This window comes from Pseudomonas sp. Sample_21, from assembly GCF_004307525.1.
Taxonomy (GTDB): Bacteria; Pseudomonadota; Gammaproteobacteria; order Pseudomonadales; family Pseudomonadaceae; genus Aquipseudomonas; species Aquipseudomonas atacamensis.
Genome location: NZ_RCNZ01000102.1, coordinates 1 through 26,082 on the forward strand (window position 1 = coordinate 1; position 26,082 = coordinate 26,082).

Genomic DNA, 26,082 nt, shown 5'->3' on the forward strand with positions numbered 1-26,082 from the left:
CCCTGACCGAACACCCGAAAGCCAAGTGGAACGACCTCTGGCTGCTCACCGAAGTCCTGCATGAAGGCAAGCAGCCGCAAGTGCTCGAGGAGTCGGTGACCAGCGACACCACCGCGCTGAAAGACGATTTCCACCAGGGCTACCGCAACCGCTTCCAGGCCACGCCATGGGACGTACCCAACCGCCCGCCGCTGCGCCACCCGAAACCGCGAATCCTCGGCAGCCAGAGCGCGGTGGTCACCGGCCCGAAAGGCGAAGAAATCCACTGCGACGAATACGGCCGGGTCAAAGTCCAGTTCCATTGGGACCGCGAAGGCCAGGCCGACGACAAGACCAGTTGCTGGCTGCGCGTCTCCAGCGCCTGGGCCGGCGCCCAGTACGGCGGCATCGCCATCCCGCGCATCGGCATGGAAGTGCTGGTCACCTTCCTTGAAGGCGACCCCGATCAGCCACTGATCAGCGGCTGCCTGTACCACAAGGAAAACACCGTCCCCTATCCACTGCCGGCGAACAAGACCCGCAGCACCTTCAAGACCCTGAGTTCGATGGGTGGCGGCGGCTACAACGAACTGCGCATCGAAGACAAAAAAGGTCAGGAACAGATCTACCTGCACGCCCAGCGCGACTGGGACGAGAACATCGAGCACGACCAGAAAATCCGCGTCGGCAACGAACGCCACGACACCGTCGAGCAAAACAGCTACAGCGAATTCAAGGCCGAAGAACACCACACCGTCTACGCCGACCGCAAAGTCGAAACCCGCGCCAACGACCACCTCACCGTCGGTGTGAATCAGCACATCAAGATCGGCACCGGCCAGTTCATCGACGCAGGGCAAGAAATCCACCTGAGCAGCGGCATGAAAGTGGTGATGGAGGCTGGTTCGGAACTCACGCTGATCGGCGGCGGCAGCTTCATCAAGATCGACGCCGGCGGCGTGACCATGAGCGGGCCGGTGATCAACATGAACTCCGGCGGGAGCCCGGGCAGCGGCACCGGTGCTGCGCCGTTGATGCCCGGTGTGCTGAAACAGGCGGATGCCGACAAGGCTGGCCAGGTCCTGACCCCGGCGCAAATCAACACCCTGAAACGTAACGCGCCGTTCTGTGAAGAATGCGAAAAATGCAAGGCAGGTGCCTGTGCCATCTGAACGAATCACCCCCAAGGACTGGCTGGCGCAACAGCCGCTGCAAAGCGGCGAGCGCCTGTACCTGATCGTCAGCGCGGCCAGCGACGCCGACGCCCTGAAAACCCTGTACCTCACCGAACCCACCGCCCAACTCATCCCGATCTGGGGCGGCACGCCCTACTCCACCTGGCAACCGGTGATGCCCTACCTCACCGAACTCAAAGCCAATTCCGCCTTCCTGCCATGGATCGCCGAAACCGACGCCCTCGACTGGGGCTGGCTGGCGGTGTCGCGTTCAGAACCGAACGAAGTGTTCGAACATCTGCGCAGCCTGACGCAGGTAAAAATGCCGGATGGCACCGAGGTGTTTTTCCGGTTTTGGGATGGGCGGCATATTTATCCGATTCTGCGGGGGCTTGGGGAGAAGGCTGGAGAAGTGCTGCCGGTGTTTGAGCGGTATCTGATCAATGGGCAGGCGCTGGAAGTGGGCACGCGGGTTGTGCCGAAGGTGCGGGACTGGCCGTGGTGGGAGGTGCCGAAGGGGTTGTTGGAAGAATTGATGGCAGAAAATCCATCAACCGTTATCGGCAACATGATGCAGTGGTTGCAGGAGGAACACGCCGATCTGTATTTCTCCTTTCCCGAATCGAACCTGAAACAAAAAGTGGCGCGCTTTGTTAAACGCACGCCACTCACGGAAGAAAACTTTACCGGGCTGTTGAAGGCCTATCTGGAAAAAGAGGTGGTGGTATGAGCGTTTTAATGGGCGGGATCGTTGGCGGTCTCACAGCAAAACAACCCGATGCTCAGGCCATCATCAACGACTTCAAGAAGTGCCTGAAGGATTACCGCGAGCATGCCGAAGCCTGGTACGGCGGCATTCTGGATGCGGAGCAGCAATTCAAAGTCGGTGACGAAGTTGGCACGGCTGACAAGGACAGCAAGAAGGAAAATACCCTTTATGCCAACTGTCCTGCGAACGGCAAGCTGGTGCTGATCCATAGTTTCGAGTCCGCGCGCTTTGTGCCGATCGGCAATACGCCAGTTCAACTGACACCGGTCGTCAATGCCCGCTTCATCGGCAAAAACGAAGTTGGCCCGACCATCAATAAAACCATTGACGCATCAGGGATTCTTGAAGTCTCAGGCCTTACTCCCAATCAGCAGTACAAAATCACCTTCTTCCCGAATCCTACGCGTGCCCAGATCGACAGTTTGTTCAATTCCTACCAAGGCGTGATCGGCGAGTTGGGCGGCTGGCTACAAACCGAATGGAGCACCAGCTTCCTCCCGCTCTGGCAAGCTCACACCGATGCCTCCCTTGGAGGTCGCGCCTTGCAGGAGCTGGAAGCGGCTTGGGAAGGGTTCATGAAAGCGATTATGGGATTGTGGGGCGATATCAAAAGTCTCTACGACCTCATCGCCCATCCTCGCGAAAACTACGAGAAGCTGAAAAACTTTTTCACTGAAGAACAGATCAAGAAAATTTACGACGCCTCTGCCGACGCTATTCACACTGCTTTATTGATCGCGAGCGATGAGCCGTTGATGTGGATATACGTCGCGGCCATCGTGGCCTGGGTGAAAATGCTGCCGCCGCAGACTTGTACCGAAGTGCTGGCGCAAATGTCGACAGAGTTCCTGCTCAACATTTTGATCGGCGTTGTCTTGACTGGTGGTCTTGGCTTGGCCGTACGCGTGGGTACAAAAGCCGTCAAAGGGGTACAAAGCAGCGGCAAAGTCATAAAGCTGATTGAAGACTTCACCGGCATGTTGATGAAAGTCAGCAAGTCCAAAGCGACGCCCCATACCGAAGCATCGAAGCCGTTGCTACTCAATGGTGATTCGAAATTCAATCCGGCACGCAAAGCGGATGTTCAGATCGCCGCTCCCAAACCTGCCGAAACCGCGACAGCTCCGAAGAGCAAGCCACCGATCACTGGCGGAAAAGCGGAATCCGATGCGCAGATTCAAACCCGTAAAAAAGATGAGCCAGCCTCACGGATCGAGCAGGTAGAGGCCGTCGACAACGCCCCCGAACAGCCGAAGAACCCAGCGAAAAAACCAGCACAATGCGTCGACGACACATGCTCAGACGGCGAACCAGTATCGATGGTGACCGGTGAAGAGTTACTGACGCTCACCGATGGGGAACTGGGTGGCCTGCTGCCTTTTGAGTGGACACGCCTATACCGAAGCAGTGCAGTCGAAATTGATAGCCGCCTCGGCTATGGCTGGAGTCATTCACTGTCTCATCGCTTGCAGATCGACGATGAGGGTGTGCTGTGGACGGACAACGAGAACCGGCAAACCCGTTTCCCGATGCCCACGGAACAGCGGCCGGCCATCACTAACAGTCTGGCTCAGGCAGCAATTTATCTAGGCAATGAACCCGGCGAACTCATTTTGACCCAGGCCGGGGCAAAAACACGCTTTTACCATTTCCGTGCCGGTCGACTGACCGCGATCAGCGATGCGTACGAAAATCGTCTGCACATCAGTTATGACTTCGTTGATCGTATCCAGCGCATAGATAACGGCGCAGGGCGCGCCCTTTTTCTGCGCTACGAAGACAGACACATCGTTGCTGTCGACCAACAGCAACAACGCCCCGAATACAATGAACGCGGCGAACGCCAAGACCCATGGCTGACGATTCATACCCTCGTCACCTACCGATACAACGCACTCAATCAACTGGTTTCTTCCACCAATGCGATGGGCGAAACCGAGCATTACCGCTACAACGATCAGCACGTCATCCTTGAGCGACAAATGGCCGGAGGGGCTAGCTTCTTCTGGGAGTGGGAGCGTGAAGGCAAGCTGTCCCGATGCGTACGTCATTGGGCCAATTACGCGCAGATGGAAGCACGTTACGAGTGGGATGATAAAGGCTCGGTCATTGTTCATAACGCTGACGGCAGTGAGCTGGTCTATGTGCATGACGAAAATGCACGCCTGGTCAGTGAGACCGCACCCGACGGTGGTGAGACGCAGAACGCTTATGACGATAACGGCCGATTGATCGCCGTTAAAGACCCGATGGGAGCGATCACCGAGTATCAGTACAGCGATGCCGGACGCTTGATTGCGGTGATCCCCCCGGAAGGTGTTCCGACGCGTTACAACTACTTCAACGGTCAACTTATTGATGTCCAGCGCGGCAAGGCCCGCTGGAAATACGAACGCAACCGCCAGGGCGATATTACCCAACAAACCGATCCTGACGGCAACGAGACCTTCTACAGCTATGACCGTCAGGGACGCTTGCTTGAGATCCGCCACCCCGACGGCAGTCGTCATCAACTGGGCTGGAACAACCTCGGCCAATTGCTGGAAGAACGCCTGCCGGACGGCGGTCAACGAAAATACCGCTACGATGCCCTCGGCCGGCAAATCACTCGCCAGGACGAATTCGGCGCGATCACCCAATATCAATGGGACGCCGTCGACCGCCTCACTCAGGTCACCCTGCCCGGCGGCGCCACACGTGCGTTTACCTACAACCCGTATGGCCGCGTCATCGCCGAACGCGACGAGCTCGGCCGGATCACCCGCTACGAATACGCCGACAACCTGCATCTGGTCAGCCGCCGCATCAACCCCGACGGCAGCCAACTGCGCTACCGCTACGACAACTCGCAACTCAACCTCACCGAGATCGAAAACGAGCGCGGCGAACGCTACCAACTCGATTACTACCCGAACGGCCTGATCCAGCAGGAAACCGGTTTCGATGGTCGACGCACCGCGTATGAGTACGACCTCAACGGCCAACTGCTGAAGAAAACCGAGTTCGGTGACGACGGTAGTGAACTGGTTACCGAATACCAGCGCGATGCCGCAGGCCGTTTGCTGGTCAAGACGCTGCCCGATGGCGAAGAGATTCATTACAGCTACGACGCACTCGGTCGCCTGGTAAACGTCGACGACGGCCATTGGCCGCTCGCTTATGAATACGACGTGCAAGATCGCTTGATCACCGAACATCAGGGCTGGGGCACCACGCGTTACGCTTACGACAAAGTCGGTCAGCTCAGCCACTGCCGTCTGCCCGATGGCTGCACGCTCGATTACCGTCATTTGTCCGGTGGACGGCTGAACAGCATCGACCTCAACGGCTCTCGCCTGACCAGCCACCAGTTCAACGCCGGTCGCGAGCAACAACGCCAACAAGGCTTGCTGCTTAGCCAATACCAATACGATGAACAGGGCCGACTAAAGGCCCACAGCGTCAGCCAACGGGACAAGCACCTGTTCCAGCGTCGCTACAACTACGATGCCAACGGCAACCTCGCCGGTATTAACGACAGCCGCAAAGGCAACCGCAGCTATCACTACGATCCACTCGACCGACTGATCAGCGTACGCGGCGCCATGCCAGAGAGCTTCGCTCACGACCCGGCAGGCAACCTCCTCGGACAAAATGACCTGCCCGTTGCGAACCTCGCAAACGTCAAAGGCAACCGCCTACTGATGCAAGGCGACCGCCATTACGATTACGACGCCTACGGCAACTTGATCCGCGAGCGTCGCGGAACCGGCCAAAAGCTCGTCACCGAATACCGCTACGACTGCCAACACCGCCTGATCGGCGTCAGCCTGCCGGGTGGCAGCACTGCAACCTACAAATACGACGCCTTCGGTCGCCGCTTCGAAAAAACCGTCGACGGCCACACCACTGAATTCCTCTGGCAAGGCGAGCGATTGATCGCCGAAAGCGCAGAAAATCGCTATCGCAGCTACATCTACGAGCCGGGCAGCTTCCGCCCGTTGGCGATGCTCGACGGCGAAGGCCCGCTAAAAGCGGCCCCGTTCTATTACCAACTCGACCACCTCGGCACACCGCAGGAACTCACCGACTACAGCGGCGAAATCATGTGGTCGGCAAAATACCGCGCCTACGGCAACCTCGCGGCGCTGGATGTCAGCGAAATTGATAACCCGTTGCGCTTCCAGGGTCAGTATTTCGACGCCGAGACAGGCTTACATTACAACCGCCACCGCTACTACAATCCGGGAACTGGACGGTTCTTGACGCCTGATCCGATCAAGCTTGCGGGTGGTTTGAATAGCTACCAATACGTGCCTAACCCTACGGGGTGGGTGGATCCGTTGGGGCTGGTGTGTAAACAGACAAACGGTGCCACTCCGAAAAAGCCTCCGCAAAAAACGACCCCGCCCGAGGTTGGCGAGACACTTAATTTTGAGCATTTCGAGCAAGCTCGCAATAAGGCACTTGAATGGCTTGAAAGCAATGGATTCAAAGCAGAAAAGCCAACCATTGGGAAGTTTGGTACGAATGCCGGGAAGGTTGTAGGCATGCAAACCGCTGACGGCAAGACTGGCTATCGAATCGAATATGATGAAAGAAGCGGCGCACATATAAACGTTTGGTCAGGAAAAAAGCCAGCACCACATTACCTTTTCAATGCAAGCGAAAAAACCGTATTAAAATTACTAAAGGCATTTAAAAAATGAGCTACTTCGACGAAGAACTTGAGAAAGAATTGTTAGAATCCAGCATTAACTACATGAAACTTGACAATGATGCACATGACAACGCCGTCTCACATATCAATAGAAATTTTCCGTTTATTGGATCAAAAATCGCTTGGAGCTCACTTCCCAACAGCACATCGCATTCAAAAAACACTATAAACAAAGCCATTGAAGAAATTTCAGAAAAAGCAAAAGATCTCAAAATAACTGAGATTACCTTTATCGGCGACTCGCTCACAGAGAATGCTTATAGATTCCACACCGCCGATCTTAAAAAAATAATAATGACATTTTCTGAAATACCGCAACACACCTATTTTTTCTCCGAGCAGTTTAGTTTGATAGGTTGCATAAGCAGCGAGGGCGAAATCAATTTTAGTGCGACCACTTAAACATGACACATAGCAGAAAAATAGGGAAAATCGATTTTCTATTGAAATAAATCCGCCCCCATTTGCGCCATTCAATCAGAGAAAACAAATATAAAAACAGGATATTCACACTCATCATCGAAGATACTCTGAAAGCACTCGCAAACATTGAATTTACCTTGATTTCTCTATAAAAAATGGGAAGTTACTATAGCGACAAACCGGTTAAAGAATATCAAAAACTTCAACCGAGCTCATTAACGATGATACGTCACTCAGCGACCAATCCAAGATCAAAAAATCATCAGCAAAAAATTTGCCCCAATTCCTGGTGAGGATTCACATGAATGACATAGAGCGTCATGTGGAGGGAATTGAATTCTGGAAGCCTTGAATGATTAGCTGTACGAAGAAATCTGCTGGGCCGCCTGATATGCGTGAAAAACACGTCACTGAAACCTTCAAGGCGACTGTCAACTTAAACTCTCCATTCAAGAATAATGAAAAACAGAAAACTTATGCTCAACGCATAATCACCAGATCAAATCTCTGCGACCACTCTCACGGATTAAATAATCAAAGGACTGTTATCTTGAAACACTTGAGCCGCACTCTCTCCTTGCTTCTAGCCTTTACCTTCTCCCTAAGCGCAAGCGCGCTGTCACTACGATCCGAACAACATCCCGACGGCACAACTGTCTTGTTGCTTACAAACGAAGCCAGTCCAGAACGGGCTCACAAGCTCAACCAAGACCCGGCGGTTCGCTCTGCACTCGTTGATTTTCTTGGCTACCAAACCGGAAGCTACACCAATGACAATACGATGATCGTGCAGCAGGTTCTTGAAGCGCTCGATTCGGAAATGGCGACGTTTGTTGATGGAGTGCCTCCCGGCAGAAAAATGATCACCGCCATGGACGACGGTAACAACGGATTCGAGCGCGGCGCATTGCTGCTGGACGACAAGGGGCAGTTGCTCGCCGTAGGACTGGTCAATGGCCATTGCTCCGTCAAGTCTCGTGACGAGCCATTGACTTGTAACGATGCTCCGGAAACCGTGCTGACCATTTTCCAGCCAGAAGGCGCTAGTGAGGGTGACGCCGACGCTTTGATCACTTGGAGTAAGCAACTGCCTCCTATGATGGCGCTGTGGGCGGAGAGTGACGATCCAGAACGCCGAGCCGCTGCGCAGAAGATTGCCCACGTTGAGTACATCGTGACTCAGCCGAAACAGGGAGCTTGGACTGCGGCTCAATTACCGTCCGATTTTCCAAAAGCGATGCTGCCGTTGCTTCCGCAGCGAGCTCACTTGATTGGCGCCGGCGCTCACGGTGTCTTTACGACACCGGGTATGGAGGGCACGTCAATTGACGGTGACTGGGACAAAATAGCCGGACGCCCTCAGCATGAATATGAGGTCATTCTCAGGACTTTTACCGAATACGCGGATGTTATCGACTTCTATCAGCAACATGCAAAGGACGCCGAAGTCAGCGGCAACGAGCGCAAAGCGCTCGTTGAAGGCCGCATCAATGGTGGTACCTATAAAGTAGAAATCACCAATAGAAAAGAAGCCGGCACAGTGATCACGTTTTCCGCTTGGCGGCAGGAGGTCTAATTCATCTCTGAAGACAGAGCGATCATGTGGTCGCTTTGTCTTCTGAGCAAAAGGGACTGAGTAAAAGAGGACAGTTTTCTTTCTTCAAACTGAATATAAATCTGTCCCCTTTTCTTACTCGCAATTAAAAGCAAAAAAACATGAAATTTGAAAAAATAATACGTCTCGGCGGAAAAGTAATTTTCGACGAACTATCCAACCTAATCGATTACGACATAGCACTCATCTCAGAGAACCTGAAAGAGGATCTCTTACAGGCAGCATTCCCAAACGAACAAATATTAGACATCGGATGGTATCCTGAATTTGACAAAAATGGTGCCTTTAGAATTTCATTAATTGCAGATCGAGATTGGGAATCTCCGATATACACCGACACCGCCAAAACCTGGAGCGACCTTGACAAAATCTTAGATCACACGCTGCATAAAGTTAAACAAATCTGATGCAGGCTTTACATATTAGGAGTATATGGGGAAAGCAGTGGACCTGACATTGGCTAAGCCATAGGGTGTAGCGGCGCTGCCAATCGATGACAAAATTTGTTAGAGCAACCCACTACGCTAAAGCAGCGCAGCCGATGCCGATGCCGATGCCGATGCAATTAATTTGGGAAAAGCCTCAGACCTGTAGTACAAGGGAGTTTTCTTTCGGTAAAAAAATCTCGACAACCAAACCTATAACAGCGAAAGCAAAACCATGATATTTAAGTGCTCGGGCAACGCAGTCAATCCAAGTACCGTATCTTATAGAAGCTTGGGATTCGGAGAGGCGGTCACGATCAAGACTCAGCCCTACATACTGCAAATCAAACCCGGAGACTTTCCAAGAAAGTTCGAAATTATTGCAGATACGTTTATTTCGGAATGCAGGATTGACGATACCGTGCAAGGCTATGCGGACATCCCCGAGCTTGCGACAGTTGATTACCCGACTTTCAATGAACTTCTGAACATCCATTCAAACCTAGCAGCAAGTTTGATCGAAGATTATCTTTACTTCGAACTCTTCTATCATCTTTTTCAAAACCCAACCAACCTACAGCTGGTTATCAACAACATCAACAACGTATATACAGAAAAAGATTCAATAATAATCACGGGAGACACATATCCATTCAAATACTTCTAGCAGAAGGAAACTTGCTCGACGGCAGGCCCGCCGACTCATACCTCAACGGTCGACTGTTGAATAACACCGATCTGGCGACGAAGTCAGTGCGCTAATCACCGATTGCTAGTGATCTATTTGCCAGCTCTATTACGCGGCTAGTACCAAAAATATGCAGAGCCAGCCGCAAGAGCAATGTCCGCCATCGGGACAAAGGTCGATTCAACGCCGTTACGGAAACTACTGAAACGCAGAAAGTCTAGCTAACGTAAAAGGGCAACCGCCTGCTGATGCCCGGCGATCGCCACTACGATTACACGCTATCCGCCCCGGCCAACCGCACCTGCCTCTCCAACTCCACCTTCAACCCCGGCTCCAATTTCAACTGCCGTGCCAGTTCATCCAGATAGCTCTTCTCCATAAAATTCTCCTCATCCACCAGCATCACACTGGCGATGTACATCTCCGCCGCCATTTCCGGCGTGCTCGCCGCGCGGGCGACGTCGGTGGGGTCGAGGGGTTTGTTGAGTTCGGCGTGGAGCCAGTGTTGCAGTTCCTGATCGTTGTCGAGCTTTGTGAATTCGCCCTCGATCAGTTCGCGCTCGCGCTCGTCGATGTGGCCGTCGGCTTTGGCGGCGGCGACCAGGGCTTTGAGGATGGCCTGGCTGTGCTCCTCGACTTGCGCGGGTGGCAGGCGGTCGAGGGTTTGCGGTTCGCGTTGTGGTGCGCTGCCTTTTTGGGCGTTGTAGTTGCCGTAGGCCTTGTAAGCCAGTACGCCCAGCGCGGCGAGGCCGCCGTAGAGGGCGACTTTGCCGCCGACCTTGCGGACCTTTTTATTGCCGAGCAGCAGGCCCATCGCGCCTGCGGCCAATGCGCCGCCACCCGCGCCGGAGAGCAGACCGCCGAGGCCGCTGGAGCCAGACGAGCCACCGAGCAAGCCCCCAAGTCCGCTGGCAGCCGATTTGCTGGAAGCGCCGCCGTCCTTGTTCTGCAGCATTTCCTGCCCGGACTTGAGCAGTTGATCGAGCAATCCACGGGTGTTCATGTTCCGTCTCCAAACAAGGGTTATCCGGATCTAAGGCCCTCAGCCTAGTTCGAAAGTGCCCGGACCCGCCCCGCGAGTGTGCTTCGAGATGTTGCTCGCCACTCAAAAGGGCTCGTTCCGAGCGTTACCCAATGAAAAGGGGCGGGCCTTTCGACCTGCCCCCTTCTCCCCTCCTCTTTAAAACCGCGAAACACTCCGCATCGCATCCACCAGATAGCGCATGGCGATCCGGTCGCTTTCCGATAGCTCTCGATAACGTTCCACCAGTTTCAATTCCTCGGAATTGAGACGGCGTCTTCTGCGCCCGCCGCCCAAGCAAGGGAAGATGCCCAACATTTCGGTGATGCCTTGTATTTTTGCCATGGACGATGTCCTTCTCTATTGAGTCAAGAAACTGCTGAACCTCACATCGCCCTGCCTCTTCGAGCAGCGTCGTGTGCCCCGCCGGCACGAAGGCTTGTATCCGGTCTTGCTCATAGAATAGGAATTAAATCGGCGTTGAAAAGTGGTTTTTAGAGTAATTAATCGAAAAAAGCAGATATGCCCTCTAAATCAGAGGGCCCTGTCAGAAAAATTACAGACATGTCTTGTTTCATTGCCAGATGGCGCAACGCAAACAAGCGTTTTTGCCCGACAATCGAACCGATTAAGCTAGCGGGCATCTGTTTATAGTCCGTTGCGTTTGGCCGAAGGCATGACCGAACCGTAATTTCCGATCCGATACGTGCCAGGAACGGCGCGGGATTGCACACGACAGGTTGTATTTATGCACCGCAGGAATTTGCTCAAAGCGTCCATGGCCATTGCGGCCTATACCGGTCTTTCCGCGTCGGGTCTGTTGGCCGCTCGCGCCTGGGCGGCCAATGGTGGCGCCGCCGATGGCGAGGCCCAGGCTTTCGATTTCGAGGCGTTGAAGCGCCAGGCCAAGCAGCTCGCCGGCAATGCCTATCAGGATACGAAACAGGTGTTGCCGCCAACCCTGGCGACCATGACTCCGCAGAATTTCAACGCGATCCGCTACGACGGCGAGCATTCCTTGTGGAAGGAAAACAAAGGTCAGCTGGACGTGCAGTTTTTCCACGTCGGCATGGGTTTCCGTCAGCCGGTGCGCATGTACAGCGTTGATCCGAAGACGCGCATGGCGCGCGAGGTGCATTTCCGCCCGGCGCTGTTCAATTACGAGAACACTTCGGTCGACACCCAGCAGCTCAAGGGCGATCTGGGTTTTGCCGGCTTCAAACTGTTCAAGGCACCGGAGCTGGATCGGCATGATGTGGTGTCGTTTCTCGGCGCCAGCTATTTCCGTGCGGTCGATGCTACTGGCCAATATGGCCTCTCCGCGCGCGGCCTGGCCATTGATACCTACGCGAAGAAGCGCGAAGAGTTTCCCGACTTCACCAAGTTCTGGTTCGAGACGCCGGACAAGAACGCCACGCGTTTTGTGGTCTACGCCCTGCTCGACTCGCCGAGCGCGACCGGCGCCTATCGCTTCGACATCGATTGCCAGGCCGAGCGCGTGGTGATGGAAATCGACGCGCACATCAACGCACGCACCACTATCGAACAGTTGGGCGTTGCGCCAATGACGAGCATGTTCAGCTGCGGCACCCACGAACGGCGCATGTGCGACACCATTCACCCGCAGATTCACGACTCCGACCGTCTGGCCATGTGGCGCGGCAATGGCGAGTGGATCTGCCGTCCGTTGAACAACCCGGCGACGCTGCAATTCAACGCATTTGCCGACAAGGACCCGAAAGGTTTTGGCCTGGTGCAGACCGACCACGAATTCGCCAACTATCAGGACACCGTCGACTGGTACAGCAAGCGCCCGAGCCTGTGGGTAGAACCGACAACCGCCTGGGGCGAAGGCTCTATTGATCTGCTGGAAATTCCTACAACCGGCGAGACGCTGGATAACATCGTCGCGTTCTGGACGCCGAAGAAACCCGTGGCTGCCGGTGATTCGCTGAACTACGGGTACAAGCTGTACTGGAGCGCCCTGCCACCGGTCGGCACGCCACTGGCACGGGTGCACGCGACGCGTTCGGGCATGGGCGGCTTCACCGAAGGTTGGGCGCCGGGTGAGCATTACCCGCCAGTCTGGGCGCGGCGCTTTGCGGTGGACTTCACCGGTGGCGGCCTTGAGCGCCTGCCACAGGGCACCGGGATCGAGCCGGTGATTACCTGTTCCAACGGCAAGGTGCAGGACTTCAGCGTGCTGGTGCTGGATGACATCAAGGGTTATCGGATCCTGTTCGACTGGTATCCGACCAATGACAGTGTCGAGCCAGTGGAACTGCGCCTGTTCATTCGCACCAACGACCGCACGCTGAGCGAAACCTGGTTGTACCAGTACTTCCCGCCGGCGCCGGACAAGCGTAAATACCCTTGAGGTTCTAAGGCGGCGGTTCTGGCGTCATTCGCGAGCAGGCTCGCTCCCACAGGGGTCCGCATTCCTAATGTGGGAGCGAGCCTGCTCGCGAAGAGGCCCGCCTGGATAACGCAAACTTCTGCCGAATAGAAAAGCCCCGGCCATCACTGGTTCGGGGCTTTTGCTTTCCAGCCTTCAATCAATCGCGCAAATCCGATTCATGAATCGGCTGATCCCGATGGGTCGCGCGCTGATACTGCGCGGGCCACACTGCTTTGCGTCCGCCCAGATCATCGTCGGCATGCAGCGGCCAGTACGGATCGCGCAGCAGCTCTCGGGCGAGGAAAATGATATCGGCCTGACAGGTGCGCAGAATGTGCTCAGCCTGGGCAGGCTCGGTAATCATTCCGACAGTACCGGTGGCGATGCCTGACTCTTTGCGTACCCGCTCGGCAAAGCGCGTCTGATAACCCGGCCCGACCGGAATTTCCGCGTTTGCAGCTGTCCCTCCTGAAGACACGTCAATGAGATCGGCGCCCAGCGTGTGAAGGCGACGCGCCAGTTCCACGGTCTCATCCGGATTCCAGCCGTCTTCGACCCAATCAGTCGCCGAGACGCGGACAAACACCGGCAATTCCTCTGGCCATACCGCCCTCACCGCTTCAGTGACTTGCAGCACCAGACGGATACGATTCTCGAACGAACCACCGTACTGATCGCGGCGTTGATTGCTCAGCGGCGAGAGAAACTGATGCAGCAGATAGCCATGCGCGGCATGCACCTCGACCACGCTGAACCCCGCCGTCAGCGCGCGCTTGGCCGCGTCGACAAAGGCCTGGATCACTTCGGCGATCTGCCCCTCATCCAGCTGCTTCGGTTGAGTGTGTTGCGGATCGAAAGCAATCGGCGATGGCCCGACCGGGGTCCAGCCGCCATCCTCGGGTTTGACGCTGCCATGCTTGCCGATCCACGGCCGGTGGGTGCTGGCCTTGCGCCCGGCGTGGGCCAGCTGAATGCCGGCGACCGCGCCCTGGGCGGTGATGAAACGAGTGATGCGTTGCAGCGGTTCGATCTGTTCGTCGTTCCAGAGGCCAAGGTCTTCGGCGGTGATGCGCCCGTCGGCGGTCACCGCCGTGGCTTCGGTGAAAACCAGACCGGCACCGCCCACCGCGCGGCTGCCCAGGTGCACCAGGTGCCAGTCGTTGGCCAGGCCGTCGACGCTGGAGTACTGGCACATCGGCGACACGGCGATGCGGTTGGGCAGGGTCAGTTGGCGCAGGGTAAAGGGTTCAAGCAGCAGACTCATGGGGCACCTCTCGAATCAGTGGGCAGGCTCCAGGGTTCTGTTTGAAAAGTCGACGAGTGACAGAAAAAGGGTACAGCGCCCGCCCCCGCGGGCAAGAATTCGACAAGACGTCACAAGGCCAATCAAGCAGTGCTTAGAGCCTAGTCGACAACCGGGGATGAGGGAGGGTTCAGAGTAATTCAGTGTGTGAAAGGACGCTTTCGCGAGCAGGCTCGCTCCCACAACGCAGCACCGTACCTGTGGGAGCGAGCCTGCTCGCGAATGGCTTAACGCGGTTCGATATGAGCAATCATCAACTGCACAGTCTCGTTGCCACGAAACTCGTTGACGTCGAGCTTGTAAGCCAGTTCAACCCATTGAATCGTCGGGTTCGGCCACACATCGCGATCAATGCCAAACGCGATGCCATCGAGCTTCACCGAACCGCATTCGCTTTTCAGCACCACTTTCAAATGCCGTTCGCCAACCACGCGCTGCTCGACCAACTGGAACACGCCATGAAACAGCGGCTCCGGAAAGTGCTGACCCCATGGCCCGGCGTGGCGCAAGGCGCGGGCCAGTTCGAGGTGGAACTCTTCGACGGCCAGCGTGCCGTCCGACAACATTCGCCCAGTGAGGTCTTCTTCGCGAAGTTGCCTACGTACTTCAGCGTCGAATGCCTCGGCGAACAGCGGAAAATTCTCCTGCGGCAAGGTCAGACCAGCGGCCATCGCGTGGCCACCGTACTTGGCGATCAGGTTCGGATGCTGCGCCGCGACCACGCTCAGCGCATCGCGAATATGGAAACCCTGCACCGAGCGACCGGAGCCCTTGAGCAGACCATCACCGGCATCGGCGAAAGCAATGGTCGGGCGGAAATAGCGCTCTTTCATCCGCGAGGCGAGGATGCCGATCACACCCTGATGCCACTCCGGATCGAACAGGCACAGACCGAACGGCATCGACTCGACCGGCAGATCCTTGAGCTGCGCCAGCGCTTCACGCTGCATGCCCTGCTCGATGGATTTGCGATCCTGGTTCATGCCGTCCAGTTGCGCAGCCATTTCCCGCGCCAGATTGGCGTCGGCGGTGAGCAGGCATTCGATGCCCAGGCTCATGTCGTCCAGACGCCCGGCGGCGTTCAGGCGAGGGCCGACAATAAAACCCAGGTCGGTGGAAGTGATCCGCGCAGCCTCTCGCTTGGCGACTTCGAGAATCGCCTTGATCCCCGGCCGCGCCCGGCCGGCACGAATCCGCTCCAGCCCTTGATGCACGAGAATGCGGTTGTTGGCATCCAGCGGCACCACGTCGGCGACGCTGCCCAGCGCCACCAGATCGAGCAGTTCGCCGATGTTCGGTTGCGGTTTGCTCTCGTACCAGCCAAGGCTGCGCAGGCGTGCGCGCAAGGCCATCAACACATAAAAAATCACCCCGACGCCGGCCAGCGCTTTGCTCGGAAATTCGCAGCCCGGCTGGTTCGGATTGACCAGCGCATCGGCCTGCGGCAGTTCATCGCCGGGCAAGTGGTGGTCGGTGATCAAAACCTTCAGTCCGGCACGCTTGGCCGCCGCGACGCCTTCGACGCTGGAGATGCCATTGTCGACTGTGATCAATAACTGCGGTTCACGGGTCAGCGCGACTTCGACGATTTCCGGCGTCAGGCCATAGCCGTATTCGAAACGGTTGGGCACCAGGTAATCGACATGCGCCGCGCCCAGCAGGCGCAGGCCGAGCACACCGACGGTGCTGGCGGTGGCGCCGTCCGCGTCGAAGTCGCCAACAATGAGAATGCGCTGACGCTGCTCCAGAGCCGTCACTAGCAGGTCGACCGCCGCATCAATGCCTTTGAGCTGCTGGAACGGGATCAAGCGCGCCAGACTTTTGTCCAGCTCCGCTTCCGATTGCACGCCCCGCGCCGCGTACAGGCGGGTCAGCAGTGGCGGTAGATCACCGAGGAAAGGCAGCGTGGCAGGCAGTTGACGAGGTTCGATACGCATGGGGCGACGGAGGCTTCTCTTTGATTCGTGGGAAATATCAGCGGTGTCGCGACCTCAGCCGCGCTCACCTTGCAGCCATTGCAACTGGACTTCGTGCTGACCGCGATCGTCGGTGACGAAGATCGTGCCTTCGCTGATCATCACGTCCCACTTGATGACGCGCGGCATGTCCTTGGCCAGGGTCTCCAGCACTTCCTGCGGGACGGCGGCGATGTTGACGTTTTTCAGGTTCTTGATCGCCGGGATCACCTTGGTTTCCCACACACGCAGGCTGCCGTAGGCCAGCAGGCTGGTGCGTTCGGTGCGGCGCGAGCACCAGGTCAGGCGATCGGCATCCGGCTGGCCGACTTCGATCCAGTGCAGGACACGGTCGTCCAGGCTCTTTTCCCACAAGGCCGGTTCATCCACGTCTGACAGACCACGGCCGAACGACAGCTGCTCGTTGTACCAGAGCGCGTAGGCCAGCAGCCGCACAGTCATGCGTTCTTCGGTCTCCGAAGGATGACGGGCGATGGTCTGCTTGACGCTCTCGTAGACGCTGCGGTCGAGGTCGGTGAGGTTCAGTTCGAATTTGTAGGTTGTGGACGGCTGGGCCATGAACGGGCTTCTTGATACGAGGAAAGTCGGCAAGTCTAACCGATGCCACAGGCAATCATCGAATTGATGGCGATCGAGCTGCGGCGTCTGACAGCCGGCTATGTTAAAACCCTGTATCCGTTCAGCCTTGTCCTACAGGATTTCGCATGCCGTTCACCAGCAAACCGCTCTCGGGTCTGAAAGTCATTGAATTGGGTACGCTGATCGCCGGGCCGTTTGCCTCGCGCATTTGCGGCGAATTCGGCGCCGAAGTGATCAAGATCGAGTCGCCGGACGGCGGCGATCCCCTGCGCAAGTGGCGCAAATTGTACGAAGGCACCTCGTTGTGGTGGTTCGTCCAGGCGCGCAACAAGAAGTCGCTGACCCTCAATCTGAAACACCCCGACGGTTTGGCGATCCTGAAACAGCTGCTGGGCGAGGCCGACATCCTCATCGAGAATTTCCGCCCCGGCGTCCTGGAAAAACTCGGTCTGAGCTGGGAAACCCTGCACGCCCTGAACCCGAAACTGGTGATGGTGCGCCTGTCCGGTTTCGGTCAGACCGGGCCGATGAAGGACCAGCCAGGTTTCGGTGCGGTCGGCGAATCCATGGGCGGCCTGCGGTACATCACCGGTTTCGAAGATCGGCCACCGGTGCGTACCGGCATTTCCATCGGTGATTCGATTGCCGCGCTGTGGGGCGTGATCGGTGCGTTGATGGCGCTGCGTCATCGCGAGGTCAATGGCGGACTGGGCCAAGTGGTCGACGTTGCGCTGTATGAAGCTATCTTCGCGATGATGGAAAGCATGGTGCCGGAGTTCGACGTGTTCGGTTTCATCCGCGAGCGCAGCGGCAACATCATGCCGGGCATCACGCCCTCTTCGATCCACACCAGCGCCGACGGCAAGCATGTGCAGATCGGTGCCAATGGTGATGCGATCTTCAAACGCTTCATGCTCGTGATTGGCCGCGAAGATCTTGCCAACGACCCACTGCTGGCCAGTAATGACGGGCGTGACAGTCGCCGGGACGAGTTGTATGGCGTGATTGATCGCTGGGTCAATTCCTTACCACTGCAGACTGTTCTCGACTTGCTCAATCAGGCCGACGTACCGGTCAGCCGGATCTTCAGCGCCGAGGACATGTTCAACGATCCGCAATATCTGGCGCGAGAGATGTTCCTGCACGCCAAGCTGCCGGACGGCAAGGACTTCAAGATGCCCGGCATCGTGCCGAAACTTTCCGAAACCCCAGGTTCATCCGAATGGGTCGGGCCGCAGTTGGGCGAACACAATGCGCAGGTGCTTGGCGATCTGGGCTACGACGCGGCGCAAATCGCTCGGCTGCGCGAAGACGGGGCCATCTGAGCAGCGCCGGGCGCTTCGGTTTTTCAAGCAACAAGCCGCGCACTGGGCAAACGCCGGGCAAAAGAAACCCCGAGAAGTGGGGAGACGACTCGGGGTTAAACGGGGTCTGCTTCGAGACCCGTAGCAGCAAGCGACAAGCACCGGAGCACAATGCTTGATCCTGCTGTTATGGGGTCTGACTGACAGGGATGCAGGAAGGTTCCCACAAAAAATATTTCATCTTTACAGGGCCGGACGCTTGTCCAGAGCTGCATTGCGCAACGCCGCAATCACGCAGGGTTCCAACCGCCCTTCGGCGATCATCACGTCACGGTGCAGGCCGTCCACCACGTCGGTCAGCAAGCGCTTGTCGCTCAACTGGGCCTGATTGAATTCGCGTTCCACCACAATGGCGCCGCTGCTGTTCTTCAGCGTCACCAGACATTCACCATGGCTGCCGCGAGGGGTCAGCGTCACCTGATACGGGCTCAGAGCCTCACCGAGCAATAGACTGATACTTTCCATCTCGATCTCCACTCAATAGTCCGAAAACACAGTGCCTGGGGCGTGTTCACATTAAATGACCACCGGCCCGAGAAGAAAGTTCTGCCTGTCGCGTCCCGACCTTGCGGGTCCGCGTCTGACAGAGCATGCACGGCGAAGATGACAGAAAAATATTCGCCGGTTTCAGGCCTCGATGAGCTCCTGCGGGGTGATCAGATAACTGTCCAGCAGACCTCTCATCAACACCGCCGAAACCGGCGTTTGCAGCCGTCCCAGCAGGCGCAGGCGTTGCTGGCGGAGCAGCGGCTCCAGATCACTCATCAAACTCTGCGCGACCGAGCCCAGCAGAATCAGGGCACGCGCCTCATGGTGCGCCGCCAGGTGATGAATCAAAGCCAGCCCATCGCCACCCTTGAGCTGCGGATCGCAGATGGCGATATCGACCGCGCCGCGATGCCCCAGTGAACTCAAGGCTGACGCCAGCGAAGGCGCGGTCAATACATCGTAGATGCCGATGGCATTGAGCATTTGATGCAATGCCATCAGCTGGAACGGGTTGGGTTCAAGAATCAGGACTTTAAGCGAGCGCATGGGCGACCTCTGGAGCGATCATCGCGGACTCTCACCGCAGTTGTCGTTCACTCTAGGGCAGGCGTCTTAAGCCTCCCATCAGAAAAGTAGCCGCGTCTTGCAGGACATTTCCCTTCTTTACTGCAGACAGCGACACCCGCTCTCGGTCCTGCGCTGAGTGATATCGGTCCAGCCACCCAACAGGCCGCGCAATTTACCGTCACCGCTGTAAAACGGCACGGTCCACTGATAAACCTCGCGAGACCCGCCCTTGAACAGCAGCTGTCGTTTGCTGAAGCGCGACTTGCGGGTCTGCAACTGGGCGATGAATTCATCGTGGAGCATGCGCGCGGTGGTTTCCGGAAACGCATCGACTTCGATCAGCAGGCGCCCCTGCATCTGGTCCAAGCGCACCGACAGCGCTTCCTCGTAACTGCGATTGCAGATGATCAACCGCCCGTGCAGATCACGGACAAACACCGGATCCGGCATCGAATCGATCAGGGCGTGCTGAAAGGCCAGTTGATCGCCCAACTCCTTTTCCGCCGCGCAGCGCAACTTGATCACGGCCGCTAGGCGTCTGTTCCACACCAGCGACAGCATTCCGAAAACGCCGATTACCCCCATCGCCCAACATGCCCACTCGACCAGCCGTTCCCAGACGGAGGGCACGGGCGGCGGCGAAACGCCTGCCAGCCACTTGAGACGCATCGCCCGCAACTCCGCCGCAGGGAACGCTTCCAGCGCCTTGTTGAGAATGCTCAGTAGTTGCGGCATGCCTTTTCGTACAGCCAGATGATCGGCTTCCCACTTGCCCTCTACCAGGGCACCGACCTTGAGCATGCCTAACGGATAGAGCTGCGCGCCGATTTCGTTTTCGATGGTTGCGTAGGCTTCACCGCTCTCGACCAGCGCCCGCGCTTCGGCGTAGGTTTTCACCGAGCGTATTTCAATCGACGGATAATCGCGGCGAATCGCATCCTCCAGGGCATGACGGGCGGGCAGCACCAGAACGCGCTTGGCCAGTTGCTCGAAAGACTCCACCCGCGGGGTATTGGCATGTCCGACAAAAACCCAGCCTGCCCCTCCAAAAGCATGACTGAAATCGAGAAACGCCTTGCGATCATCACTCATGGCCAAGGTCGTACTGATGTCCGCGACTCCGCTTTGCAGGCGATCGAGCATATGGTCGGTAGAGAACGATTCCTGGTGCTCGAATTGCAGGCCGGTCATTGCGCTGACGCGCTTGAGCACATCGTTGTTCAGACCGCTCCACTGGCCATGTTCGTCCTGAAACAGGTACAACGGATATTGCACCGATGCCACCGTCACTCTGGGGTTGTCACGTATCCATTGCTGCTCGTGCGCATCCAGCTCGATAGCCTGGACACTGGCTGACGCATTGGCCTGATCGAGTGCCATTTGCGCTGCCATGCCGCTGTGTGTCCACCCCAGCACCACCAACAAAAACAACCAGCCCAGTGCCGGTTTCAAACCTCTGTAAAACAGCATTGCCATTTCCTTCGTGATCGACTCACCCGTCCTTCGTGGGTGAAAACCCGAGCAGTGTGGCAGCAGAAACAAAAAAGCCCGTCAGGAGACGGGCTTCAAAATGTGACAGCTTTTACTGGCTTAGAGTGGCTTGCCGCGGTTGCCATGCTGGCTGACAAAGGCTTGCACGGCTTTCAGGTCGTTTGGCAGAACCGTGCATCGCTCGTTTCGCTCAAACAAATCAGAAAGATGTGCAGGTAGTTCGAGCGCTTTTCCTACACCCGCTTTCTCCACTGCCTCAGGAAACTTGACCGGATGGGCAGTACCCAGAATGACCATCGGGATATCCAGGCTGCGACGGCATTCGCGCGCGGCTTTCACACCGATGGCAGTGTGCGGGTCGAGCACCTCACCGGTTTGCTCGTAGACGTCGGCGATGGTTTCGCAGGTCTGCGCATCGTCCACCGCCAGGGAATCGAACAGCTTGCGTGCTTCGGCCCAGCGCTCTTGCTCGACGCTGAAACTGCCGTCCTTTTTGAACGAGTCCATCAGGCCGGCAATCGCCGCACCGTTACGCCCGTGCAGGTCGAACAGCAGGCGCTCGAAGTTCGACGACACCATGATGTCCATCGACGGCGACAGCGTTGCGTGCAGGGTTTCCTTGACGTACTGGTTGCCGCTCATGAAGCGGTGCAGGATGTCGTTGCGGTTGGTCGCGACGATCAACTGGTTGATCGGCAGGCCCATGTTGCGCGCCAGGTAACCGGCGAAGATGTCGCCGAAGTTACCGGTAGGTACCGAGAACGACACCGAACGCGCCGGACCGCCCAACTGCAGGGACGCATGGAAGTAGTAAACGATCTGGGCCATGATCCGCGCCCAGTTGATCGAGTTCACCGCCACCAGACGCGTGCCTTTGAGGAAGCTCTGGTCGGCGAAGCTGTTCTTGACCATTTCCTGGCAGTCATCGAAGTTGCCTTCGATGGCGATGTTGTGGATGTTTTCGCCGAAGATCGTTGTCATCTGCCGACGCTGCACTTCCGATACGCGCTGATGCGGGTGCAAGATGAAAATGTCGACGTTTTCGCAGTGCTTGCAGCCTTCGATGGCCGCAGAACCGGTGTCACCAGAGGTGGCACCGACAATCACCACGCGCTCGCCGCGCTTTTCCAGCACGTAATCGAGCAGACGACCGAGCAGTTGCAGGGCGAAGTCCTTGAACGCCAGGGTCGGGCCGTGGAACAGCTCAAGCACCCATTCATTACCGTTCAACTGACGCAGTGGCGCCACGGCGCTGTGGGCGAACACGCCGTAGGTTTCTTCGAGAATCTTCTTGAAATCGGCATCCGGAATGCTGCCGGTGACGAACGGACGCATCACCCGGAAGGCCAGTTCGTGATACGGCAGGCCGGCCCAGGAAGCGATTTCTTCCTGAGTGAAACGTGGCAGGTTTTCCGGGACGTACAGACCGCCATCGGTCGCCAGACCGGCCAGCAGGACCTCTTCGAAATTCAGGGCCGGGGCCTGCCCGCGAGTACTGATATATCGCATTTTTTTCAAACCTTCGGTTTGAGCTGCAAGCTGCAAGCTGCAAGTCGCAAGTAAAAGCCAGACTGCTTCTCTCTTGCCACTTGCCGCTCGAAGCTTGCCGCTGCTTTTTAGTTCAAATGTTCGACACGGATCCGTACAACCGGGCCGTCAACGCCAGCCAGTGCTTCCAGCGCGGTGATCGCATCGTTGATGCGCTGCTCGACCACGCGGTGGGTCAGCAGGATCATCGGCACCAGGCCGTCATGCTCTTCGACTTCCTTCTGCATGATCGATTCGATATTGATGCCGCGCTCCGACAGGATGCTCGCCACCTGCGCCAGAACGCCCGGATGATCCTTGGCGTGAATGCGCAGGTAGTAAGCGCTTTCGCAGGCTTCGATCGGCAGGATCGGATGGGCCGACAGCGAGTCCGGCTGGAAGGCCAGGTGCGGCACACGGTTTTCCGGGTCGGAAGTCATCGCGCGAACCACGTCGACCAGATCGGCGATCACCGACGAAGCGGTCGGCTCCATGCCAGCGCCGGCACCGTAGAACAGCGTCGAACCGGCGGCGTCGCCGTTGACCATCACTGCGTTCATCACGCCGTTGACGTTGGCGATCAGGCGATCGGCCGGAATCAGCGTCGGGTGCACGCGCAACTCGATGCCGGCGTCAGTGCTGCGCGCCACGCCGAGGTGCTTGATGCGATAGCCCAGCGCCTCGGCGTAGTTGACGTCGGCGGTGGTCAGTTTGGTGATGCCTTCGGTGTAAGCCTTGTCGAATTGCAGCGGAATACCGAAGGCGATAGACGCCAGAATGGTCAGCTTGTGCGCGGCATCGATGCCTTCGACGTCGAAGGTCGGGTCGGCTTCGGCGTAACCCAGCGCTTGCGCTTCGGCGAGTACGTCTTCAAACGTACGGCCCTTCTCGCGCATTTCGGTGAGGATGAAGTTGCCGGTACCGTTGATGATCCCGGCAACCCAGTTGATGCGGTTGGCGGACAGGCCTTCGCGGATCGCCTTGATCACCGGAATGCCACCGGCCACCGCTGCTTCGAATGCCACGATCACGCCTTTCTCGCGTGCCTTGGCGAAAATCTCATTACCGTGAACGGCTATCAGCGCCTTGTTCGCGGTGACCACATGCTTGCCATTCTCGATGGCCTTGAGTACCAGCTCGCGGGCAACGGTGTAGCCGCCCATCAGCTCTATGACGATGTCGATCTCAGGGTTCGTGGCCACTTCGAAGACATCGTTGGTAATCGCAATACCGGTCGTCTGGAACTGAGGCTTTGGCGTGCGCGTGGCAATTTGTGCCACTTCGATTCCACGCCCGGCACGACGAGCAATTTCCTCGGCGTTGCGCTGAAGTACGTTGAAGGTACCGCCACCGACGGTCCCTAACCCACAGATGCCTACTTTGACCGGATTCACTGTGAACTCCCCATGAAACGGCCGACACAGGGTCGGCCGGAAAACAACCGCGTGCTCGCGGCTCTCTGTTGATGGCCCGGCGCTGTTGCCGCCGGACCACGATCGTCAACGGTTGCCCGTGACGATGCGAATTACTTCGCGCCCAGCGCCAGTTTGGCGACTTGTGGCGCCGGCTGGTAGCCCGGAATGACCTGGCCGTCGGCCAAAACGATGGCCGGTGTACCGTTCACGCCGATCGACTGACCGAGGGCGAATTGCTTGGAAACCGGGTTATCGCACTTGGCGGCCTTGATTTCCTTGCCATCGACCATTTTGTCCATGGCGGCTTTCTTGTCTTTCGAGCACCACACTGCTTGCAGCTGCTCGTCACCCGGCGAATTCAGGCCCTGGCGCGGGAACGCCACGTAGCGCACTTCAATGCCGCGCTTGTTCAGCTCCGGCACTTCGGCGTGCAGTTTATGGCAGTACGGACAGGTGGTGTCGGTGAACACGGTGATATGCGATTTGGTCTCGCCCACGGCCGGGTAGACCACGGTTTCGGCCACCGGGATGGCATTGATCAGTTTGGAAATGCCCAGGCGTTCGGTCTTCTCGGTCAGGTTGACCGGTTTGCCATTCGCCAGCTGATACAGGTTGCCCTGCACGATGTACTGGCCATCGGCGCTGGCGTACAGCACGCGGCTGCCTTTGAGTTTGACTTCGTACATGCCAGGCAATGGGCTGGCACTGATGCTCTCGACCGGAACCTCGAGTTCGAGTTTTTCCAGGCTTTGACGAATGGCTTTGTCAGCCGCGTCGTCAGCGACGGCAAAGGTGCTCACCAACGCAATGGCGGCGGCGGCGAAAATCTGGGTCAGACGCATGAGTACTCCTGAGGGCGGGCCAATGAAACGGTCAGAACGCCCGTGCGAAACACCGGGTCATAACCGTCCATCGTGCAAACCGGCAAAGCCTAACACATAAGGTCACGAGGGCCGAATGCGCCTGTCGCCACACACTCATGTGCCACTGACCCACAACCACATGTGGCGGACACACATTATTGTGGCGAGGGGATTTATCCCCGCTGGGTTGCGAAGCAGCCCTAAGCCATCCACCGCGATCTTTCACTCAAAATCGAGCCAGCCGGGTTTGCGACTGCTGCGCAGCCGAACGGGGATAAATCCCCTCGCCACAGGTCAGTGTTTCAACATTATGGGATGTGTCAGCCGCGTGGGTGGTGCTTGGCATGCAAGTCCTGCAAGCGGGCGCGGGCGACATGGGTATAGATCTGCGTCGTAGACAGGTCGCTGTGCCCGAGCAGCATCTGCACCACGCGCAAGTCCGCGCCATGGTTGAGCAGGTGTGTGGCGAACGCGTGGCGCAAGGTGTGCGGCGACAGCGACTTGCTGATCCCGGCGACCTTGGCCTGATGCTTGATGCGATGCCAGAACGTCTGCCGGGTCATCTGCTCGCCGCGCTGGCTGGGGAACAGCACATCGCTGGGGCGGCCACCGAGCAACTCGCCACGACCATCACGCATATAACGCTCGACCCACACAATCGCCTCCTCGCCCATCGGCACCAGACGCTCCTTGCTGCCCTTGCCCATCACCCGCAATACGCCTTGGCGCAGGTTGACCTGCTCCAGCGTCAGGCTGATCAGTTCGGTCACGCGCAGGCCACAGGCATACAGCACTTCCAGCATCGCGCGGTCGCGCTGGCCGATGGCTTCGCTCAGATCCGGCGCCTTGAGCAGTGCTTCGACATCGGCTTCCGACAGCGACTTGGGCAACGGCCGCCCCAGTTGCGGCATGTCGACGCGCAACGTCGGGTCGACGCTGATCAGTTTTTCCCGCAACAGATAGCGATAAAAGCCACGCACCCCGGAGAGAAATCTCGCGGTGGAGCGCGGCTTGTAGTTTTGCTCCAGCCGCCACGCCAGATGATCGAGGATCAATTCGCGGCCGGCATTGATCAGCTCGAGATTTTTCTCCTGCAACCAGCCGTTGAACAGCGCGAGGTCACTGCGATAGGCGTCGCGGGTATTGTCGGACAGGCCTTTCTCCAGCCATAAAGCGTCGAGAAATTGATCAATCAGCGGATGGTCGATGGCAGGCATGGGTGCTCGGGGCAGGCAGTTTTTAACACTGCGCGCAAATAGACAGTGAACGACGGGAATGGCCGCTAGTCTTTCATAGCCAGCCAGATCAAGGAACAG

At 57.4% G+C, this 26,082-nt stretch carries 20 protein-coding genes; 8 read left to right on the top strand and 12 right to left on the bottom strand.

Translation table 11 applies throughout. The features are described 5' to 3' along the window. From tssI to D8U71_RS18970, 6 genes are all read left to right on the top strand, one after another. Positions 1-1,151 (top strand): type VI secretion system tip protein TssI/VgrG (gene tssI / locus D8U71_RS18945; RefSeq protein ID WP_130888420.1); only part of this gene is annotated, 1,151 nt, incomplete at its 5' end. Beyond that, complete coding sequence (locus D8U71_RS18950) at positions 1,141-1,884, top strand: DUF4123 domain-containing protein (RefSeq protein WP_130888434.1); 744 nt, start codon at positions 1,141-1,143, stop codon at positions 1,882-1,884. The genes tssI and D8U71_RS18950, both read left to right, overlap by 11 nt. Further along, a complete protein-coding gene (locus D8U71_RS18955; protein ID WP_125927648.1) occupies positions 1,881-6,611 on the top strand; it encodes an RHS repeat-associated core domain-containing protein in 4,731 nt (1,576 codons plus the stop codon). Before D8U71_RS18950 ends, D8U71_RS18955 begins: the two co-directional genes overlap by 4 nt. Beyond that, positions 6,608-7,024, top strand: a complete 417-nt coding sequence (locus D8U71_RS18960; RefSeq protein ID WP_122700361.1) for a hypothetical protein — start codon at positions 6,608-6,610, stop codon at positions 7,022-7,024. Before D8U71_RS18955 ends, D8U71_RS18960 begins: the two co-directional genes overlap by 4 nt. Positions 7,025-7,397: 373 nt before the next feature. Further along, on the top strand, positions 7,398-8,621 hold the full coding sequence (locus tag D8U71_RS18965; protein ID WP_232245492.1) for a hypothetical protein: 1,224 nt from the start codon (positions 7,398-7,400) through the stop codon (positions 8,619-8,621). 140 nt (positions 8,622-8,761) lie between these two features. Beyond that, positions 8,762-9,067: a hypothetical protein gene (locus D8U71_RS18970; protein WP_125927647.1), complete on the top strand. Its 306-nt coding sequence runs from the start codon at positions 8,762-8,764 to the stop codon at positions 9,065-9,067. A gap of 977 nt (positions 9,068-10,044) precedes the next feature. Here the strand turns inward: D8U71_RS18970 and D8U71_RS18980 are convergent. Both D8U71_RS18980 and D8U71_RS18985 read right to left on the bottom strand, forming a co-directional pair. Next, positions 10,045-10,776 (bottom strand): tellurite resistance TerB family protein, encoded by a 732-nt coding sequence (locus tag D8U71_RS18980; protein WP_130888421.1) that lies wholly within the window; start codon positions 10,774-10,776, stop codon positions 10,045-10,047. Positions 10,777-10,953: 177 nt separating this feature from the next. Next, on the bottom strand, positions 10,954-11,139 hold the full coding sequence (locus D8U71_RS18985; RefSeq protein WP_016771524.1) for a hypothetical protein: 186 nt from the start codon (positions 11,137-11,139) through the stop codon (positions 10,954-10,956). 403 nt (positions 11,140-11,542) lie between these two features. Here D8U71_RS18985 and D8U71_RS18990 point away from each other — a divergent pair, with 403 nt between their 5' ends. Then, complete coding sequence (locus D8U71_RS18990; RefSeq protein ID WP_071174494.1) at positions 11,543-13,171, top strand: glucan biosynthesis protein D; 1,629 nt, start codon at positions 11,543-11,545, stop codon at positions 13,169-13,171. A gap of 178 nt (positions 13,172-13,349) precedes the next feature. Here D8U71_RS18990 and D8U71_RS18995 read toward each other — a convergent pair whose 3' ends face one another. The 3 genes from D8U71_RS18995 to D8U71_RS19005 form a co-directional block, all read right to left on the bottom strand. Beyond that, on the bottom strand, positions 13,350-14,456 hold the full coding sequence (locus D8U71_RS18995; protein ID WP_039759093.1) for an NADH:flavin oxidoreductase/NADH oxidase: 1,107 nt from the start codon (positions 14,454-14,456) through the stop codon (positions 13,350-13,352). 266 nt (positions 14,457-14,722) lie between these two features. After that, entirely contained in the window at positions 14,723-16,432 is a 1,710-nt protein-coding gene (gene recJ, locus D8U71_RS19000; RefSeq protein WP_016771527.1) for a single-stranded-DNA-specific exonuclease RecJ, read from the bottom strand. Between the two features lie 54 nt (positions 16,433-16,486). Next, entirely contained in the window at positions 16,487-17,029 is a 543-nt protein-coding gene (locus tag D8U71_RS19005) for a YaeQ family protein (RefSeq protein ID WP_007908961.1), read from the bottom strand. Between the two features lie 146 nt (positions 17,030-17,175). Here D8U71_RS19005 and D8U71_RS19010 point away from each other — a divergent pair, with 146 nt between their 5' ends. After that, positions 17,176-18,375 (top strand): CaiB/BaiF CoA-transferase family protein, encoded by a 1,200-nt coding sequence (locus tag D8U71_RS19010; protein ID WP_024011725.1) that lies wholly within the window; start codon positions 17,176-17,178, stop codon positions 18,373-18,375. 222 nt (positions 18,376-18,597) lie between these two features. On the opposite strand, the gene D8U71_RS19015 is transcribed toward D8U71_RS19010, so the two are convergent. The 7 genes from D8U71_RS19015 to xerD all read right to left on the bottom strand — a co-directional run bounded on the left by D8U71_RS19015 (position 18,598) and on the right by xerD (position 25,983). Continuing rightward, positions 18,598-18,879: a DUF3509 domain-containing protein gene (locus D8U71_RS19015; protein ID WP_016771530.1), complete on the bottom strand. Its 282-nt coding sequence runs from the start codon at positions 18,877-18,879 to the stop codon at positions 18,598-18,600. A gap of 162 nt (positions 18,880-19,041) precedes the next feature. Beyond that, positions 19,042-19,449: a response regulator gene (locus tag D8U71_RS19020; protein WP_016771531.1), complete on the bottom strand. Its 408-nt coding sequence runs from the start codon at positions 19,447-19,449 to the stop codon at positions 19,042-19,044. A 117-nt stretch (positions 19,450-19,566) separates the two neighbouring features. After that, a complete protein-coding gene (locus D8U71_RS19025) occupies positions 19,567-20,940 on the bottom strand; it encodes a transporter substrate-binding domain-containing protein (RefSeq protein ID WP_130888422.1) in 1,374 nt (457 codons plus the stop codon). 120 nt (positions 20,941-21,060) lie between these two features. Beyond that, positions 21,061-22,470, bottom strand: coding sequence for a threonine synthase (gene thrC / locus D8U71_RS19030; RefSeq protein ID WP_130888423.1), 1,410 nt, complete (start codon positions 22,468-22,470; stop codon positions 21,061-21,063). 107 nt (positions 22,471-22,577) lie between these two features. Further along, a complete protein-coding gene (locus tag D8U71_RS19035; protein WP_024011722.1) occupies positions 22,578-23,882 on the bottom strand; it encodes a homoserine dehydrogenase in 1,305 nt (434 codons plus the stop codon). A gap of 131 nt (positions 23,883-24,013) precedes the next feature. Then, positions 24,014-24,745, bottom strand: a complete 732-nt coding sequence (dsbC, locus tag D8U71_RS19040; protein ID WP_016771534.1) for a bifunctional protein-disulfide isomerase/oxidoreductase DsbC — start codon at positions 24,743-24,745, stop codon at positions 24,014-24,016. Between the two features lie 341 nt (positions 24,746-25,086). Then, on the bottom strand, positions 25,087-25,983 hold the full coding sequence (gene xerD, locus D8U71_RS19045; protein ID WP_071174488.1) for a site-specific tyrosine recombinase XerD: 897 nt from the start codon (positions 25,981-25,983) through the stop codon (positions 25,087-25,089). Positions 25,984-26,082: the final 99 nt, after the last annotated feature.